Origin of the sequence: Fructilactobacillus cliffordii (assembly GCF_024029355.1) — a bacterium.
GTDB lineage: Bacteria > Bacillota > Bacilli > Lactobacillales > Lactobacillaceae > Fructilactobacillus > Fructilactobacillus cliffordii.
The window spans coordinates 366,983-384,410 of record NZ_CP097117.1 but is presented as its reverse complement, the minus strand read 5'-3'; the positions used below and the strand labels follow the sequence as shown (position 1 = coordinate 384,410).

Below are 17,428 nucleotides of genomic sequence, written 5' to 3'. Positions count from 1 at the left end.
CCCCACAAAATTTTGTGATCGATGAATTAGTAAACTAAGCATTTAGAAAATTGAGGGATGCCCCTAAAATTTGAGGAGATGTACTAACTAAATAAGTTGCTTTTATCTTTGTATAACGTCTTATATGGTTTTGATATTTAGAACGTGCCTTTGGCCTAGATTGGTAGAAATAATAGTGTAGTTAGATATTTGACCTCTAAAAGGGGATGCTTGCATATTAAGAAACTTAAAACTGGCCGACTAATTAGAACTGATCCGGGTAGTTATTCATTGTGCTAGGAATTGGGAACGAAAAGCCATCGATTACTAATCGTATATGTATAAAATTGGGTAAATATCACTATATAATCTAGGTTATTAGATTAAGAAGTGCGAAAAGCCCGGGGATGGTTAGAGCCAATAAATGAGATGCTAAGAGCTTCGCCGTGTATTGCTGATAACTAAATAACTTGATAGATAGGCAATAACTAAATATCTTTATCCAATTTGGGGCGATGGGAAACCGGCAATAGCGTTACGTTGAGAGTTACTAGATTATTCTAAGATTGGTAGGTTTTGACTGTTTAAAGTTGAGCAGTTGATTATAAAACCTAAGTTGAACTAGAACGTACGTGCATCCGCTTATACCAGTATTAGTTAGCACCGTTCTTAACCGGTCTTATTAGATTGAATGCTACGGATGATATTAGGCACAAAAAAACACCACCGAATTAATGCGGTAGTGCTTTTTGTATCATGCCCCCAACTATTTCTAAATTGAACTCGTAACACGTAAATGAACTCGTAACATTTTTCGTAACACGGAAAACTATAACCCGTTGGCAACCCTAAATAATCAACGTTTTAGCTGGTAGTAGTTTGAAACCAGTATACCCAATTACCTGTTTTCACAGATTTTCATAAACGTTCAAAAGCTCGCTACGGCGGGCTTTTTTGCTACCTTGGGTTCCACTGGTTTTCGTTGTTTTTCGGGTCACTCGTAATATTTATAGTAACCTGATTGGAATAAACCAGCTATATTTTAATTAATAACAGCAAGATTATCATTAAGACGGTGAATTATTATGAATGATGCAGTAAAAATCACGATTGGGGATATTTTAAAAGAAGAATTCAGGATATCCTGCATGATCGGAGAAAAATTAGTTTGGACACGTCAATTCGCTTAGGTAAATACTTTGGCGCTAGCAAAACTTACTTTTTAAACATGCAAAATTCTGTTGATTTACGTAACTTAGATGATGATGCCGTTAAGGAATACATTAAAATTAAACCAATTAAGCATTTATCAGCCTAATTGAATGTTGAAACTAGAAAAGCACCCCCACTTATAAAAGTAGGGGTGCTTTTCAGTATAATCATCAAAGTTTACAGCAGCTTCGACGTCTTCAACTTAATGTTATTCGAGTAATCCACCGGAATATCAATTACGACTGGTCCATCGGTCTTCATGGCTTTCTTGAAGGCATGCTCAAATTCATCGAGGTTGTTAACCCGGATTCCGGTAGCGCCGTAACCATTGGCAATTTCGGCGTAGTTGATGTTATTGAAATCAACTCCAGAGTCCTTACCGTACTTCGCAATTTCTTGGAAGCGCACCATGTCATAGTGGGAGTCGTTCCAAATTAACTGAACGATGTTGGAGTTCAACCGCACTGCGGTTTCTAGTTCTTGACCAGAGAACAAGAAGCCCCCGTCACCAGAGACGGACACGATTTTTTGGTTCGGACGAACTAACGAAGCGGCAATGGCCCATGGCAATGAGACTCCGAGCGTTTGCATTCCGTCACTGAATAGCAACGTCCGTGGTTGGTAAGACTTAAAGTAGCGTGCCATCCAAATGTAGTGACTGCCAATGTCAACCGTGATGGGCGTGTCTTCGGTAACGTTTTTTTGGACCACTTCCAGCAAGTTCAACGGATTCAAACGTTCTTGATCACCAGCTTGTTCGTACTGACGGTAGTTTTCTTCGTCAATCTTCTCGTATTCACTGCGCAAGCGGTTTAACTCATTCAACGTATCGGCAGGGAATTCTGGTTGATCGGGAAGGGCATCCGTAATGGATTCCAACGTCTTGGCTACACTGGTTTGGGTATCAATCACTGGTTGAAAATCGTTGGACAGTTCCGTTTGGACGTCATCAATGTTGATGATTGGCGTATCATCGTTGTGCCAGTTCCGTGGTTCGTATTCCACTGGATCGTAACCGACCGTCAAGACAAGGTCACTATCACGCAGAATCGAATCACCCAGTTGGTTCTTAAAGAGGCCAATCCGGCCAAAGTAGTGGTCAACTAGGTCCTTGGAAACGACGCCGGCGCCTTGGAAAGTTTCAACGACGGGCAGGGCATATTTTTGAATCAGATCACGGATGGCCTGCGTATTAGCTGGGGCAGAAGCACGCATGCCGGCTAAAATCACCGGACGTTTGGCTTTTTGAATCCGCTCGGTAATGGCAGTTAAAGTGGCCTTTCCAGCCCGACCGTGGTCCACATTACCCAAGGGTTGCAAAACAGGACGGGTGACTTCTTCGGCCAGTACGTTTTGGGGCAGGGAGATGAAAGTTGCCCCTTGTTTAGGCGCCATGGCCGTTTGGTATGCGTTGGTAAAGACTTCAGAAGCATTGTTGGCATCGTGAATCTCAACGCTGCTCTTGGTTACGTCACGCAGAATGTCAGTATTTCGAGCGGCCTGGTGGGTGGCCCGGTTAATGTCGTCTTGCGGAACTTGACCCCCTAAAGCAATCACGGGATCACCTTCGGTAGTTGCCGTCAGTAATCCGGTGGCTAAGTTGCTAACGCCAGGTCCGGAAGTAACCATGGCCACGCCAGGCTTGCCGGTTAACCGACCAATGGCAGCTGCCATGAAAACAGCATCCTGTTCGTGGCGTGTTACAATGAGTTTAGGTGCACGTTCATCTGGACAATACTCGAGGGCCTCGAACAATTGATCGACTTTGGCCCCAGGGATTCCAAAGCAATATTGGATGCCTTGGTTAATCATTGATTGGACGAGCGCTTCGGCACCGTTCATTTTTGTATCAGTCAAAATAAACAACTCCTTAGTTGAGAAAGTAGGATAAAATTATGAATCAGAATTTATTATACCAGCATTCAACCCTCGCTGACCTAACTGCCGGCTTGTTTTCTGGAACCATGCTCGTTTCGGAACTCTTGAAACACGGTGATACCGGGATTGGAACCGGGGACGGCTTGGACGGAGAATTAATCATTTTAAACGGAACTTTGTACCAGGTAACGTCGACAGGAGTCGTGAACGTCTTACAACCAGACGATCAAGTTCCGTTTGCAACGGTCAACTTTGCTAATTATCAACCAGAAACAGCTATCCAAGAGCAAACGCGCGATGAAACGCTAGCCCAAATTGCCGGTCGTCATCCGTGGCAAAACTTATTCTATTCCTTCCAATTAACCGGAAAGTTTAGTTACATGAAGACCCGATCGGTGAAAAAACAAAGCAAGCCGTATCCAACGTTGGAACAAGCGGCTAACGATCAGGCCATGTTTGAAACGCACGATGTCACCGGAACAATGCTCGGTTACTATGCTCCACAACTGTACAATGGGGTGGCAGTTGGTGGTTTTCACTACCACTTCCTTGCCGATGACCACGACTTTGGGGGCCACGTCTTAGACTTTACGGTAGCCGATGCTAAACTAAGCATGCAGGCCTTTACCGATTTGCAGGAACATTTCCCCGCTACTAATCCCGAATTTTTAAACTTTGACTTTGCTAAGCACAACGACGTGGCTAGTCAAATTAAAAACGCCGAACAATAAAAATTAGGTTAGAAAGAAGTCGATAGTGATGCGGTTTGCGCAGACGCAGGCAGAGATTCGGCAAATGATCGCCGACCAAACCATTCCAGGCGCCTCGTATGCCATGGTGACGGGTCTGAACGTCCAATCTTTTGTGCAGGGCTACCAACAGCTCCAACCGACGACCCAGCCGTTGCGCGAGAATCAGTTGTACGATTTAGCATCGTTAACCAAGGTAATGGGGACGTTACCAGTAATGATGAAGTTGCTTGAGCAGCAAAAGGTGGGAATCGATGATTCCATTACTAACTACCTGCCGGAGTGGAAGCATCCCCAGGTGACGATTCGCCATTTATTGACCCATACGTCCAACATTGAAGGGTACATCCCCAATCGCAACCAGTTAAACATGAACCAACTTCGAACCGCATTGCTAGGTTTGGATGTGGGACCTGATTTGGGGCACAAAATGCACTACCAGGATGTCAATTACATCTTTTTGGGTTGGATTGCCGGGGTGGTGTGTGGATTGCCGATTCAGCCGTTGATTAAGCACATGGTGCTCGAACCATTGGGACTGATTGATTCTACGTTTCACCCGGATGTGCGCAAGACGGTCCCGACCACGTATGACGAACAAACGGGAACCAATCGGGTCGGACAGGTGCATGATCCAAAAGCCCAAATTTTGGGCTCTGATTGTGGTTCCGCCGGGCTCTTTAGTTCGCTACGGGATGTCACCCGGTTTGCCCAGTGGATGTTACAACTCACTCCACCTGGCAAGGTCTACACGCCGGAGATATTTGCGGATATGTACAAGGACCAAACGCCGATGCAGGATGGCAGTCGCTCGTTTGGTTGGCGTTTAGGTAACTATCAGGGGCACCGTTACATCTGGCAGGGTGGGTATACGGGCACGTTATTGTTATTAGTGCCGGGCCGAAAAAGTGCACTGGTCTTTTTATCGAATCGGGTCCATCCGCAGGTTAACGAACACTTTATGGCAGCACGGAACCGGATGATTGACAGTTATTTAGCGGAACTATTTTAAGTCAGCACATTGTAACCATAAAAAAATGACCAACTTATCGTTGGTCATTTTTTTAGTATGATTCTGGTTTAACTTTGGCTTTCAAGTCCGTGAAATCATAATCAGGATATTTATTTTCTAAGGCTTCAAACATCATTTGCTTGGAGAAGTTTCCGTTCCGCGCCATGATGGGACCATGGAAGTAGGTTCCAATCGTGTTCTTGTGGACGGCTCCTTCAGTATGATCTTCACCGTTGTTCCCGTAACCCTTCAGCACTTTTCCCAGCGCGTGTTCGTCGTCACCCAGGAAGGTGATTCCTTGGTGATTTTCAAATCCGTGGTATTTTTGCCCGGTTGCTTCGTTTTGAATCTCGATGTTCCCGATAAAACGGTGTTCGTGTTGTTGTTCAGTGTAGTGGTTCATCGCACTAATTCCAGGAAGCTTGCGACCGCTTGCGTCCACGTAGTATTTACCCAGCATTTGGTAGCCACCACAAACCGCGATTAACGGCTTGTTTTGTTCGATGAACTTAATGATTTCATCTTTTTTGTTGGGTAAATCCTTGGCCACCACCATCTGTTCAAAGTCTTGGCCACCCCCAAACACGGCAAAGTCAAAGTCGTCGGCCTTAAAATCATCTTCGAGGCTAACGATTTGGTCGGTCACTTCTACACCGATTTGTTTGGCGTAAAAACGCAGGGTCAGAATGTTACCAATATCACCGTAGGTATTCATTAAGTCCCCGTATAGATGGGCAACCCGGATGTTCATGGTCATGATTATTTTCCTCCCTTAATGTAACCTTGCTTCATTAAGCGGGCCCGCATTTCCATCATGGCGGTGTAGGTCGCTAAAATGTAAACTTTTTGAGTTGGCATGTGTTTGATGTCTTCAATTACCTGGCCTAGGTCGGGTTGAATGGTGTGTTTGTCATCAGGAACACCGGCGACCTTCAGTCGGAAGGTAATGTCTTTATAACGTTTTCCCCCGGTCTCAAACTGCTTGATATCCATGGCTGGCAAGCGTTCAAATTCGCCATCCCAGATCCAACTAGTATCAATTCCGTCGGCATATTCCGCGTTTAACAGACCGACAAAGGAGAAGGAATCCGGTTCCGTTGCCAGTAGATCAATCACTTGGTTGGTTCCCACCGGATTCTTGACCAAGATGATGCTGACGTCTTTACCTTCCACGTTAATTTCTTCCTGCCGCCCAAAGAGGCGTTGGTTATTGTCAAAGGCGTGGCGAATCTGGTCTGGTTGAATGCCAACTTCACGACCCACCGCGTAGGCAGCTAGCGCATTGTAAATGTTGTAGGTTCCGCCAACGCCGATTTCGTACTGATTGCCGTCGATGGCAAACTTGGAATCCTTGGGAGTCCGTTCCGAAACGTCCGTAACTTTAAAGCGGAGATCCGGTCGTTGGAAACCACAGTTCGGGCAGAAGTAGTCCCCGAGGTTAGCATAAACAATGTAGTGATAGTGCAATAAGTGCTGACATACTGGACACAAAATTCCATCGGTATTAGGTGCGGCCTTCATGTCGCCCTTAGCGGGTTCGTTAGAAAAACCGTAGTAAACCTGCGGGTTCGGGAGTTCTTTGGAATGGAAAATGGGTTCGTCACCGTTGGCTAAGACCACGGCATCGGGCGCCAATTTGATTCCATCGAGAATCTTTTGGTAGGTGGTATAAATTTCACCGTACCGATCGAGTTGATCCCGAAAGATGTTAGTTAAAACAAACATCTTTGGTTTAATCTTTTCCACAATCGGTTTGACGTTGGCTTCGTCAACTTCGAGGACCGCGATTCCCTTTTTGCCTTTGGTGGGACGTTTGGCTTCAAGAAAGGTTGAGGTAATCCCCTGCACCATGTTGGAACCCGTTTTATTGGTTACGATGTTATCGTATTTTTCCTTTAAAACCTGGACCACTAGCGCCGTGGTCAACGTCTTTCCGTTGGTACCACTCACGATGATAACTTCGTAATTTTTGCCGATTTCCTGTAAGACATCTGGATCAATGGCAGTGGTAATCTTTCCGGGGAGGGAGCTTCCACCACCCATGAAGTTATGCAAGAACCAGTACGAGGAACGACCGGCTAACGTTGCAAGTTCACTTCTTAATGTCATTCGGTTTCACATCCTTCTAATTTCTCAATTGCTAATCCACTAAATTTTAGCATAAATCGGATAATTTAACGAAAATAAGCGATACCAGGGTTGATTAAGGAAATATAATGCAGGGCTGCTAAAAATTAGATATAATGAAAAACAGAGGAATTTAAGGAAAAAGGTGATAGTGTGGCACAGCTTTTCTTTCGTTACGGCACCATGAACAGTGGAAAATCAATTGAGATTATCAAAGTGGCGCATAACTATGAAGAACAAGGAAAACGCGTGGTCCTACTCACGAGCGCGTTAGATACCAGGGAAGAGCGAGGCATGATTGAATCGCGGATTGGGCTGAATCGCACGGCCATTGCCATTGATCCAGATGCAAATGCTTACGAGATTGTCAAAGAACAAGCAAATTTGATTGACCGACCCATTAGCTGCGTGCTGGTGGACGAAGCTCAGTTTTTAGAAAAGCACCATATTTTAGAACTTGCCCGCATCGTGGATGAACTACGTATCCCAGTGATGGCGTTCGGGTTAAAGAATGACTTTCAGAACCACTTATTTTCGGGTTCCAAGTACCTGCTTTTATATGCAGATAAGCTAGAAGAGATGAAAACCATTTGTTGGTTTTGTGAAAAGAAAGCAACGATGAATCTGCGGCTCCACGAAGGCCAACCGGTTTATGAAGGAGAACAGGTGGTGATGGGTGGCAACGAGTCTTACTATCCGGTCTGCCGGACTCACTATCAGCATCCACCCCTGTAAGTTAAAATCATTAAGGAAAGAGGAGAATAATGGCTGAAAACCAAATGGATCAAATTTTTGATAAATTACAAGCGGTTTCTGATCGTTACGACGAACTGAATGAGTTAATCAGTGACCCCGAAGTAATTGCAGATACGCAACGGTTTATGAAGTTGTCCAAGGAAGAGGGCGGACTGCGCGAGACCGTTGAAACTTATCACCACTACCAAGACGTTAGTACCGCGCTCGACGAAGACCAGGAATTGTTACAAGAAAAACTCGATGACGACATGACCGAAATGGTGAAAGGTGAGATTGCGGACTTAGAAAAAGAAAAAGCCGAATTAGAGCAAAAGCTCAAGATTTTGCTGATTCCGACGGATCCCAACGACGAAAAAAATATCATCATGGAAATCCACGGGGCGGCCGGAGGAGACGAGGCCAGCCTGTTCGCAGCTGATTTGTACAATATGTACGTGAAGTATGCTGAAATGCAAGGGTGGCAGGTTGAAATCATCGACGAAGCCGATACCGAAGTGGGTGGTTTTAAAGAAATCGTGTTGATGATTACCGGAAATAAAGTTTATTCCAAACTGAAATACGAAAACGGTGCTCATCGGGTACAACGGGTACCAGAAACGGAATCCGCTGGCCGGGTGCACACTTCAACTGCGACGGTGGGAGTTATGCCCGAAGAAGAAGACGTGGACATTGACATCGATCCCGCTGACATTCGGACGGATGTGTACCGGTCTTCTGGGGCCGGTGGTCAGCACATTAACAAGACGTCGTCTGCGGTGCGGATGACCCACTTGCCAACTGGAATCGTGGTTGCCATGCAGGATGAACGATCGCAACAACAAAACCGGGCCAAAGCCATGACCGTATTGCGGGCGCGGGTGTACGATTACTACAAGCAACAAGAAGAAGACGAATATAACGCCCAACGAAAATCCGCAGTGGGAACTGGAGATCGTTCCGAACGAATTCGGACCTACAACTTCCCGCAAAACCGGGTGACCGATCACCGGATTGGGTTGACCTTAAACAAGTTAGATAAAGTATTAGCGGGTGACTTAAACGAAATTATCGACGCTTTGATTATTTCTGATCAAGCAGAGAAGTTGGAGCATTTAAACGATGCCGATGCTTAAGCCGAACGCGACTCCCTTTGAAGCCCTTCGTTGGGCTTCTTTGTGTTTTAAAGAGCAGAACATTGATCCTTCAGAAGCTCGTTACCTGTTGATGGGGCAGTTAGGTTGGAATCAGACCCAGTTATTAAGTAACTACCGGACGCCACTTACACCTACCCAAGTGACAGAGTTTGGCAAAAACGTGCGCCGACGAGCCGCCGGTGAGCCGGCACAGTATATCTTGGGTCGCGCGCCCTTTTATGGACTAGAGCTGCGGGTAACCCCCGCGGTCCTGATTCCCCGCCCGGAAACGGAAGAATTGGTCGACTGGATCTTGCAGGATCATCGGGAAACAAAGTTACGAGTCCTAGACGTGGGAACCGGAAGTGGGGCGATTGCTTTAGCGCTGAAGCAGGCGCGTCCGCAGTGGTCGATTACGGCGAGTGATATTTCGCCGGATGCACTAGCAGTTGCCGAGCAAAATGCCGAGGAGCTGGGCTTGGCGGTTAACTTTGTGACGAGTGATCTGTTAGAGGGTTTACCGCAGCAACAATTTGACGTGATTGTATCGAATCCACCTTACATTGCCGATGCAGAGGCGAATGTGATGGATCGAACGGTTTTAGACTACGAACCCCGTTTGGCCCTGTTTGCACCCCACGACGGATTAGCGTTGTACGAACGACTAGCGCACAGCGTTGCGCCGTATCTTACGGTAACCGGAGCAGTTTACCTAGAAATTGGTTATCACCAGGGGGCTGCGGTGCAATCTCTCTGGCGCCAACAGTTTCCGACGGCTGACGTCGAGCTTCGGCGGGATTTAGCCGGACAGGATCGAATGGTACGGATTCAATTAGAAAAGAAGGGATTATAATGGAAACAAAAATCTTTACACCGGCAGAAATTCCTGCTGCTGCCGCGGCAATCAACCAAGGGAATTTGGTGGCCTTTCCCACGGAGACGGTCTACGGATTGGGAGCTGATGCGACGAACGTGGCGGCCGTGAAGAAAGTTTACGCTGCGAAGGGTCGCCCCAGTGACAATCCGTTGATTGTGCACGTGGCGGACCAAGCGACGGTGCGCCATTATGCTAAAGAGATTACACCGGCCGTACAAAAACTAATGGATACGTTTTGGCCGGGCCCACTGACGATTATCTTACCTTTAAAGGAAGACGCGCTGGCTCCGCAAGTAACCGGGGGTTTGAAGACGGCAGCGTTTCGAAATCCCAATCAGGAAGCAACCTTGGATTTGATTCGAGCAGCTGGAGTTCCGTTAGTAGGGCCCTCGGCCAACACCTCTGGAAAACCGAGCCCAACCTTAGCCGAGCACGTTTATCATGATTTAAACGGCAAAATTGCCGGAATTTTAGACGCGGGACCCACCGACTTTGGCGTAGAATCGACCGTCATTGATATGTCCACGGACCATCCAGCCATTCTCCGACCCGGTGCTGTAATGCGCTCGGAGCTAGAGGCGGTCATTGGACCGGTAGAAGACCAGTTACATCACGTAAACCAGGCTGAGGTTCCAAAAGCTCCTGGGATGAAGTACACGCACTACTCACCCGCCGCTGACGTCCAAATTGTAGATCCTGAGTTAGATTGGGAAACGGTGATTGTCTGGTGTCGGCAACAAGACGCTAAAATTGGCATTTTAGCCCCGGAAATGACAATTAAACGGTACAAATGGCCGCGTAATGTAGTAACATATACCCTGGGAACGAACGTTCAATCCGCTAGCCATCTTTTGTTCGCTGGTTTACGAACGTTTGACCTGGATGATTCGTTTGCGACAATCCTAGTTCAAGGTTTTCCAACCACAGGTTTAGGGGAAGCGTACATGAATCGACTCAATAAGGCAGCTGGTCAGCATCATTTTGGCGACACAGCGACAAATTAAAGAACCCTGGGGGATGAGAAAATGACAGAAGAATACCAACGTTTAGATCCACAGTTATGGGATGCCATTCAGAATGAAGGAATCCGGCAGGAAGATACGATTGAATTAATTGCATCCGAAAACATCGCGTCTAAAGCGGTTCGGGCTGCTCAAGGATCCGTGTTAACCAACAAGTACGCCGAAGGTTATCCAGGCCACCGCTATTACGGTGGTTGTCAGTACGTTGATGTGGTAGAAACCTTAGCCATTGACCGGGCCAAAGAACTCTTTGGCGCAGAATATGCGAACGTCCAACCCCACTCAGGTTCCCAAGCGAACGAAGCTGCGTATGCTGCGTTCTTGCAACCAGGCGATGTGATTCTAGGGATGGATTTAAATGCCGGGGGCCATTTAACTCACGGAGCTAAGGTTAGCTTTTCGGGTAAAATCTACCATTCTTATGCCTATGGTTTAAACCACGAAACGGAACGCTTGGACTTTGATGCCATTCGAGAAATTGCCCAAGAAGTGCAACCAAAAATGATTGTGGCTGGGGCCTCTGCATACAGTCGAATCATTGACTGGAATGAATTTCGCAAGATTGCGGACGAAGTGGGAGCTTATTTAATGGTAGATATGGCCCACATTGCCGGGTTAGTGGCAGCGGGATTGCATCCCAATCCAGTCGGAATTGCGGACGTGGTGACCACCACGACGCATAAGACCCTGCGTGGACCACGTGGTGGCTTGATTTTGTCGCAAGCAAAGTACGCCAAACAATTAAATTCGGCGGTGTTCCCACGCACTCAAGGAGGTCCATTAGAACATGTGATTGCTGGGAAAGCAGCTGCCTTTCACGAGAATCTGCAACCTGATTTTCACGACTACATGGCTCAAGTAATTAAAAACGCACAAGCCATGGCGGATGAGTTTAACCAATCTGACCACATTCGGGTCGTATCGGGGGGAACTGATAACCACCTCTTAAACATTGATCTAACTGATACGGAATTAACAGGGAAGGACGCCCAAAACCTGTTGGATTCCGTTAATATTACTACTAACAAAGAAGCCCTTCCAAACGAGCAACGGAGTCCGTTTGTGACGAGTGGAGTGCGATTAGGGACGCCAGCGATTACCTCACGGGGCTTTAAGGAAGCCGACGCTAGAGCTGTAGCCCAATTAATTATTAAGACGGTTGAGCATTCTGATGATGAACAAATCCTAGACGAGGTTCGTGCAGCTGTGCAAGCCTTATGTCAATCTCATCCCATTACACGGTAGACAACTTCGTGATATGATTAGGAGTGGACTGATAAAGAAAAAGGAGTGGGGACGTTGAGTAAATTTCACGTAATGAATCATCCGTTGATTCAACACAAATTAAGTATTATCCGGGATAAAAATACTGGAACCAATGAGTTTCGAGAAGTTGTAAACGAAATTGCCAATTTAATGGCCTTTGAGGTAACGCGCGATATGCCGCTCAAGGACGTTGAAATTGAAACTCCCATGGGAAAGGCCACCACGAAGAAGCTCGCTGGAAAAAAAGTGGCAGTTGTGCCCATCTTGCGGGCTGGAATTGGAATGGTTGATGGGATTTTGGAACTCCTGCCGAGTGCCCGAGTGGGACACGTGGGGATGTATCGGGACGAAAAAACCTTTGAACCGCACGAATACTTTGTGAAATTACCGTCTGACATTGAAGATCGGGAAGTTTTAGTCGTGGATCCGATGCTGGCCACCGGTGGTTCGGCCATCATGGCAATTGACGCCTTGAAAAAACGGGGCGCTAAAAACATTAAGTTTGTGTGCTTAGTGGCTGCTCCAGAAGGAGTAAAAGCCCTAGAAGAGGCCCATCCAGACGTTGAGATTTACGCAGCAGCGTTAGATGACCGCCTTGAGCATGGTTACATTGTTCCCGGTCTTGGTGATGCTGGAGATCGGTTATTTGGAACTAAATAAATTAAAAAGCAGAAATCTTGTGATTTCTGCTTTTTTGCTAACCGATAAATCACGTATAATCAACGATCAAATGAAATAATTTGCTTTGTATTTAATTTCATTTGGTGGTATCATTCTAATGAATTTTAGGATTAGCCATGGTCGTGGTTATTCTTAAAATGAATGGTAAAGCAAGGTGTGAATTCAGCGCCGACCGTTCGCTATTTGAAAGGCAAAAGAGGTGATAATTAGTGGATCCAACTCGTACTTTTCAATTTTGCGGTTTAACCTTCAACGTTGGGAACATGATTTCCGGACTCATCGTTGCAGCAATAGTGTTGGGGTTTGTTTATTTCTGTTCGCGGAAAATTCAAATGAAGCCCACCGGGAAGCAAAATTTATTGGAGTACATGATTGACTTTACGAACGGAATTGTGAAGTCGACGATGCCAAGTGGATCAACCAAGGATTATGGTTTGTGGGCCTTTACGCTCTTCTTTTTCATTTTGGTATCTAACCAACTGGGATTGTTCCTCCACATCGAAGTGGGCGGAATTGTGTACGTAAAGAGTCCCACGGCCGATCCAATCGTTGCAATGTCGTTTGCGCTGATGTCAATGTTGATTGCTCAATTCTCGAGTGTGCAAAAGTTAGGTTACAAAGGTCACTTTGAAACCTACCTGCAGCCCATTCCGTACTTGTTGCCAATTAACTTGATGGAAGAGTTTACTAATTTCTTAACCCTTGGAATTCGGGTGTACGGTAATATTTTTGCTGGTGAATTGCTGGCAGGTTTAATTGCGAAAATGGCATTTTCGCATGGGATTGTAACCCTTGCTATTTCAGCACCGCTTGAAATGGCCTGGATGGCATTCTCGGTATTTATTGGCTGTATTCAAGCCTATGTATTTGTAACTTTATCATGTGTTTATGTTTCTCAAAAGTTATCGATTGAGGAATAAGAAAAGGAGGAAGTATTTATGGGTGCAATTGGAGCTGGAATCGCGATCGCAGGTGCCGCTGTTGGTGCTGGTATCGGTGACGGAATTTTGATTTCTAAGATGCTTGAAGGAATGGCACGTCAGCCAGAATTGAGCAATACCTTACGGACTAACATGTTTATTGGGGTCGCTTTGATCGAAGTTATGCCCATCTTAGCCTTCGTGATTGCAATGTTGGTTATCAACAAGTAATCATTAATGTTGATTAACAAACAAAGGAGGTGTCAATAGATGTTAGTGGTTGGAGAGGCATTTAATATTGGTGATGCTCTGTTCTACGCGGTCCTCTTCATTATTCTGATGTGGCTGGTCAAGATTGTTGCTTGGAAGCCAGTGACTAAGATGATGCAAGATCGTTCGGATAAAATTGCCAATGATATTGATACGGCCGAAAAGTCGCGGACTGAAGCCCTCGAGTTGGCAAAACAACGCAAGGAAGCTTTGGTTAATTCGCAAGCAGAAGCAAACGAAATCATTAGTAAAGCACAACAAACTGGTGACAAGCGCCGGGAATCAATTATTAATGACGCAAACTTGGATGCCAAAACCATTAAAGAAAATGCTGAAAAGGATATCGCTCAGCAAAAGCGCGATGCCTTGGCTAGCACAAAGGATGACGTAGCTGATTTATCTATTGAAATTGCTTCCAAGATTATTCAAAAGAACTTAGACGCCAATGATCAAAAGACGTTGATTGATTCTTACATTAAGGGGTTGGATAGTCATGAGTCTAACTAAGCTTGATGTTGCGAAACGTTATTCCAAAGCGCTTTACGCGGTTTTAGAGGCTAATGATCAAGTTGAAACCGGTGGAGCAGATTTGGATGTCATTCGAGCAGTTTTAACTGATGAACCAGAACTTACGGTTGCTTTAGCATCCACCACACTGAATCATTCACAAAAAGAAACGTTGTTGCAGCCATTGTTAGAAAACGTGACAACGCCGGCAGTGCAAAATTTAGTGAAAATGCTGTTTGACTACGGTCGGATTAGTGATTTAGCTGCGGTAATTGATGCATTTAAGCAGTTGTATAATCAAAAACATGGAATTGTAACTGCGACTGTAACCACGGCCGTTCCTCTCTCTGAGGAGCAGCACAACCAGCTAGCCCAGACCTTTGCCAAAAAGGTTAACGCGAACCAGGTTGAGCTACAGGACCAAATCAATCCTGAGATTATTGGTGGAGTAATTTTGCGGTCGCAAGACGTGATCTATGACGGCAGCATTAAAACTAAAATTGATAAAATGAAAAGGTTGTTACTGCAGTAATGAGCTCGCAGAAGAAAGAGGTGAAACTTTTATGAGCATTAAGGCTGAAGAAATCAGTGCTCTAATTAAGAAACAATTAGAAGGTTATCAGGACGAGCTCACGGTTGCAGAAACTGGGGTTGTTACCTATATTGGTGACGGTGTGGCTCGGGCCTATGGGCTTGATAATGCCTTATCCGGAGAATTGGTTGAATTCCAAAGTGGAACCTACGGAATGATTCAAAACTTGGAAAACAACAACGTCGGAATCGTGGTCCTCGGTGATTACACTGGGATTCGTGAAGGAGATTCCGTCAAAAGAACCGGACGCATCATGGAAGTCCCCGTTGGTGATAACATGGTGGGTCGTGTTGTGAACTCATTAGGTCAGCCAATTGATGGTAATGGAAAGATCGAAACGGATACCGAAATGCCGATTGAACACAAGGCACCCGGGATCATGGATCGACAATCAGTTGATGAACCATTACAAACTGGAATTAAAGCGATTGATGCGTTGGTGCCAATTGGTCGAGGACAGCGGGAATTAATTATCGGAGACCGGAAAACCGGGAAAACTTCGATTGCCGTTGATACCATCTTGAATCAAAAAGACCAAGACATGATCTGTATCTACGTTGCCATTGGGCAAAAAGATTCCACGGTGATGCAACAAGTAGAAACGCTCCGGAAGTTTGGCGCCATGGACTACACGATTGTCGTGACGGCTGGACCATCTGAACCGGCTCCGTTGCTCTACATTGCTCCATACTCTGGAGCAACGATGGGTGAATATTTCATGAACAAAGGGAAGCACGTCTTAATCGTCTACGATGATTTAACGAAGCAAGCGAACGCTTACCGTGAACTCTCTTTGATTTTGAGACGTCCACCTGGCCGTGAAGCTTATCCTGGTGACATTTTTTACACCCACTCACGGTTGTTGGAACGGGCTGCTAAGTTAAATGACAAGCTCGGTGGGGGATCAATGACAGCCTTGCCAATTGTTGAAACCCAAGCTGGGGACGTTTCGGCCTACATTCCAACCAACGTAATTTCGATTACCGATGGTCAGATTTTCTTGAACGCGGACATGTTCTACGCCGGAGATCGTCCTGCCATCGATGCCGGGACCTCCGTTTCGCGGGTTGGTGGGGATGCCCAAATTCCTGCCATGAAGAAGGTTGCGGGGACGTTGCGGATTGACCTAGCTTCTTACCACGAACTAGAATCATTTGCCCAATTTGGTTCTGATTTGGATGAAGCAACGAAGGCCAAGCTTGATCGGGGAGCTCGGACGGTCGAAGTTTTGAAACAAAAACTTCACGATCCGCTTCCAGTTGAAAAACAGGTCTTAATTTTGTACTGCTTGACGCACGGCTACCTCGACAAAATTGCGGTGGATGATGTGTTACGCTTCCAAAACGAGATCTTTAACTACTTTGACGATCAACACGCAGACTTGTTACAACAAATCAAGGAAACGGGAAAGTTACCAGATGAGCAACAATTAACCACTGCCATTAGTGAATTTACTAAGTTATTTACTTCGACAGCGGCTGCCGTTCAAGATCAAGACGCACAGCAAGCTTAGATTTGAAGGGAGGATAACCAATGGCTGAATCAATGAATGAAGTCAAGCACCGGATTGCCTCCACCAAAAATACCCGGCAAATTACGGAAGCCATGCAAATGGTGCAAACCGTAAAGTTGAATCAAATTCAAGGGCAAACGGCTACGTATAACGAATACGTTGCTAAAATTAAGGCGGTTGTAATGCACTTGGCTGAATCACACTTGTTAGATAGCCAAGCGCCTTCAAAGACTCAGGACCAAGGTAAAAAGGGTCCAACGGCTTACTTAGTGATTACGTCTGATCGGGGAATGGTTGGCAGTTACAATAGTAACGCGTTACGCGGAACCAATCGGTTCATTGCTGACCATACGCCTAATGCAGATGACTACGTTATCCTAGCAGTAGGTGGTACGGGCGCTGATTTTTATAAAAAGAATGGCGCTAACGTTGCTTATGAGTATCGCGGTGTTTCTGACATTCCGACTTTTCAAGAGGTTAAGGGGATTGTGAAGACAATTACCCAGATGTATAACGACCAATTATTTAGTGAACTCTACGTGTGCTACAACCACTTTGTGAACCGGGTTCGGTCCGACTTTCGGGTAGAAAAACTGCTCCCGATGGATCGGGAATCGATTGAACAAAGTATGAGTGGTGCTGATGGAGCCGGAGCTAGCATCAAAACGGAAGCTCTGACGGCTGAATACGAGGTTGAACCTTCTGAACAAGAAGTGTTACACGCCATTTTGCCACAGTACTCTGAAAGTTTAGTGTATGGGGCAATTTTAGATGCCAAGACTGCCGAACATTCGTCAAGTTCGATGGCGATGAAAGCAGCAACTGACAATGCTGATGATTTAATTTCTTCGTTGGAATTAAAATACAATCGGGCTCGACAGGCGGCGATTACGACCGAAATCACCGAAATTACTGGTGGTCAGGAAGCATTGAATCACTAATGATAGGAGGAATT

General features: G+C 45.8%; 18 protein-coding genes. 15 read left to right on the top strand and 3 right to left on the bottom strand.

Annotated features, from left to right (window positions below; genetic code table 11):
* The first annotated feature begins 1,147 nt into the window (after positions 1 to 1,147).
* A complete protein-coding gene (locus M3M38_RS01985; RefSeq protein ID WP_252814560.1) occupies positions 1,148 to 1,297 on the top strand; it encodes a helix-turn-helix domain-containing protein in 150 nt (49 codons plus the stop codon).
* A 71-nt stretch (positions 1,298 to 1,368) separates the two neighbouring features.
* On the opposite strand, the gene alsS is transcribed toward M3M38_RS01985, so the two are convergent.
* The gene (gene alsS, locus M3M38_RS01980; RefSeq protein ID WP_252814857.1) at positions 1,369 to 3,033 is read right to left on the bottom strand and encodes an acetolactate synthase AlsS; all 1,665 of its coding nucleotides are present in this window, start codon (positions 3,031 to 3,033) and stop codon (positions 1,369 to 1,371) included.
* A 53-nt stretch (positions 3,034 to 3,086) separates the two neighbouring features.
* Between alsS and budA the strand changes: the two genes are divergently transcribed.
* A complete protein-coding gene (budA, locus tag M3M38_RS01975) occupies positions 3,087 to 3,800 on the top strand; it encodes an acetolactate decarboxylase (protein ID WP_252814558.1) in 714 nt (237 codons plus the stop codon).
* A gap of 28 nt (positions 3,801 to 3,828) precedes the next feature.
* The gene (locus tag M3M38_RS01970; RefSeq protein WP_252814557.1) at positions 3,829 to 4,830 is read left to right on the top strand and encodes a serine hydrolase domain-containing protein; all 1,002 of its coding nucleotides are present in this window, start codon (positions 3,829 to 3,831) and stop codon (positions 4,828 to 4,830) included.
* A gap of 52 nt (positions 4,831 to 4,882) precedes the next feature.
* Here the strand turns inward: M3M38_RS01970 and M3M38_RS01965 are convergent, their stop codons facing one another.
* Together M3M38_RS01965 and M3M38_RS01960 are read right to left on the bottom strand one after the other, a co-directional pair.
* Entirely contained in the window at positions 4,883 to 5,587 is a 705-nt protein-coding gene (locus M3M38_RS01965; protein WP_252795810.1) for a type 1 glutamine amidotransferase, read from the bottom strand.
* Positions 5,588 to 5,589: 2 nt separating this feature from the next.
* Positions 5,590 to 6,939: a Mur ligase family protein gene (locus M3M38_RS01960; protein ID WP_252814555.1), complete on the bottom strand. Its 1,350-nt coding sequence runs from the start codon at positions 6,937 to 6,939 to the stop codon at positions 5,590 to 5,592.
* A 171-nt stretch (positions 6,940 to 7,110) separates the two neighbouring features.
* Between M3M38_RS01960 and M3M38_RS01955 the strand changes: the two genes are divergently transcribed.
* From M3M38_RS01955 to M3M38_RS01900, 12 genes are all read left to right on the top strand, one after another.
* Positions 7,111 to 7,692: a thymidine kinase gene (locus M3M38_RS01955; protein ID WP_252814554.1), complete on the top strand. Its 582-nt coding sequence runs from the start codon at positions 7,111 to 7,113 to the stop codon at positions 7,690 to 7,692.
* Between the two features lie 44 nt (positions 7,693 to 7,736).
* Positions 7,737 to 8,825 carry a peptide chain release factor 1 gene (gene prfA, locus M3M38_RS01950; protein ID WP_252767472.1) on the top strand — a complete coding sequence of 363 codons (1,089 nt, stop codon included), beginning with the start codon at positions 7,737 to 7,739 and terminating at the stop codon, positions 8,823 to 8,825.
* Positions 8,818 to 9,678 carry a peptide chain release factor N(5)-glutamine methyltransferase gene (prmC, locus tag M3M38_RS01945; protein ID WP_252814856.1) on the top strand — a complete coding sequence of 287 codons (861 nt, stop codon included), beginning with the start codon at positions 8,818 to 8,820 and terminating at the stop codon, positions 9,676 to 9,678. The genes prfA and prmC overlap by 8 nt, the downstream gene beginning before the upstream one ends.
* Complete coding sequence (locus M3M38_RS01940) at positions 9,678 to 10,706, top strand: L-threonylcarbamoyladenylate synthase (RefSeq protein ID WP_252814553.1); 1,029 nt, start codon at positions 9,678 to 9,680, stop codon at positions 10,704 to 10,706. Before prmC ends, M3M38_RS01940 begins: the two co-directional genes overlap by 1 nt.
* 21 nt (positions 10,707 to 10,727) lie before the next feature.
* Positions 10,728 to 11,969, top strand: a complete 1,242-nt coding sequence (gene glyA, locus M3M38_RS01935) for a serine hydroxymethyltransferase (protein ID WP_252814551.1) — start codon at positions 10,728 to 10,730, stop codon at positions 11,967 to 11,969.
* 54 nt (positions 11,970 to 12,023) lie between these two features.
* Positions 12,024 to 12,650: a uracil phosphoribosyltransferase gene (gene upp / locus M3M38_RS01930; protein WP_252767391.1), complete on the top strand. Its 627-nt coding sequence runs from the start codon at positions 12,024 to 12,026 to the stop codon at positions 12,648 to 12,650.
* A 284-nt stretch (positions 12,651 to 12,934) separates the two neighbouring features.
* A complete protein-coding gene (gene atpB / locus M3M38_RS01925; RefSeq protein ID WP_420842669.1) occupies positions 12,935 to 13,591 on the top strand; it encodes a F0F1 ATP synthase subunit A in 657 nt (218 codons plus the stop codon).
* 18 nt (positions 13,592 to 13,609) lie between these two features.
* A complete protein-coding gene (gene atpE / locus M3M38_RS01920; RefSeq protein WP_252750032.1) occupies positions 13,610 to 13,822 on the top strand; it encodes a F0F1 ATP synthase subunit C in 213 nt (70 codons plus the stop codon).
* A 39-nt stretch (positions 13,823 to 13,861) separates the two neighbouring features.
* Positions 13,862 to 14,368, top strand: a complete 507-nt coding sequence (gene atpF, locus M3M38_RS01915) for a F0F1 ATP synthase subunit B (protein ID WP_252767389.1) — start codon at positions 13,862 to 13,864, stop codon at positions 14,366 to 14,368.
* Positions 14,355 to 14,900: an ATP synthase F1 subunit delta gene (gene atpH, locus M3M38_RS01910; RefSeq protein ID WP_252814549.1), complete on the top strand. Its 546-nt coding sequence runs from the start codon at positions 14,355 to 14,357 to the stop codon at positions 14,898 to 14,900. The genes atpF and atpH overlap by 14 nt, the downstream gene beginning before the upstream one ends.
* A 31-nt stretch (positions 14,901 to 14,931) precedes the next feature.
* The gene (gene atpA, locus M3M38_RS01905; RefSeq protein WP_252814548.1) at positions 14,932 to 16,473 is read left to right on the top strand and encodes a F0F1 ATP synthase subunit alpha; all 1,542 of its coding nucleotides are present in this window, start codon (positions 14,932 to 14,934) and stop codon (positions 16,471 to 16,473) included.
* Positions 16,474 to 16,493: 20 nt separating this feature from the next.
* Positions 16,494 to 17,414, top strand: coding sequence for a F0F1 ATP synthase subunit gamma (locus M3M38_RS01900; RefSeq protein WP_252814546.1), 921 nt, complete (start codon positions 16,494 to 16,496; stop codon positions 17,412 to 17,414).
* The last annotated feature ends 14 nt before the right edge of the window (positions 17,415 to 17,428 follow it).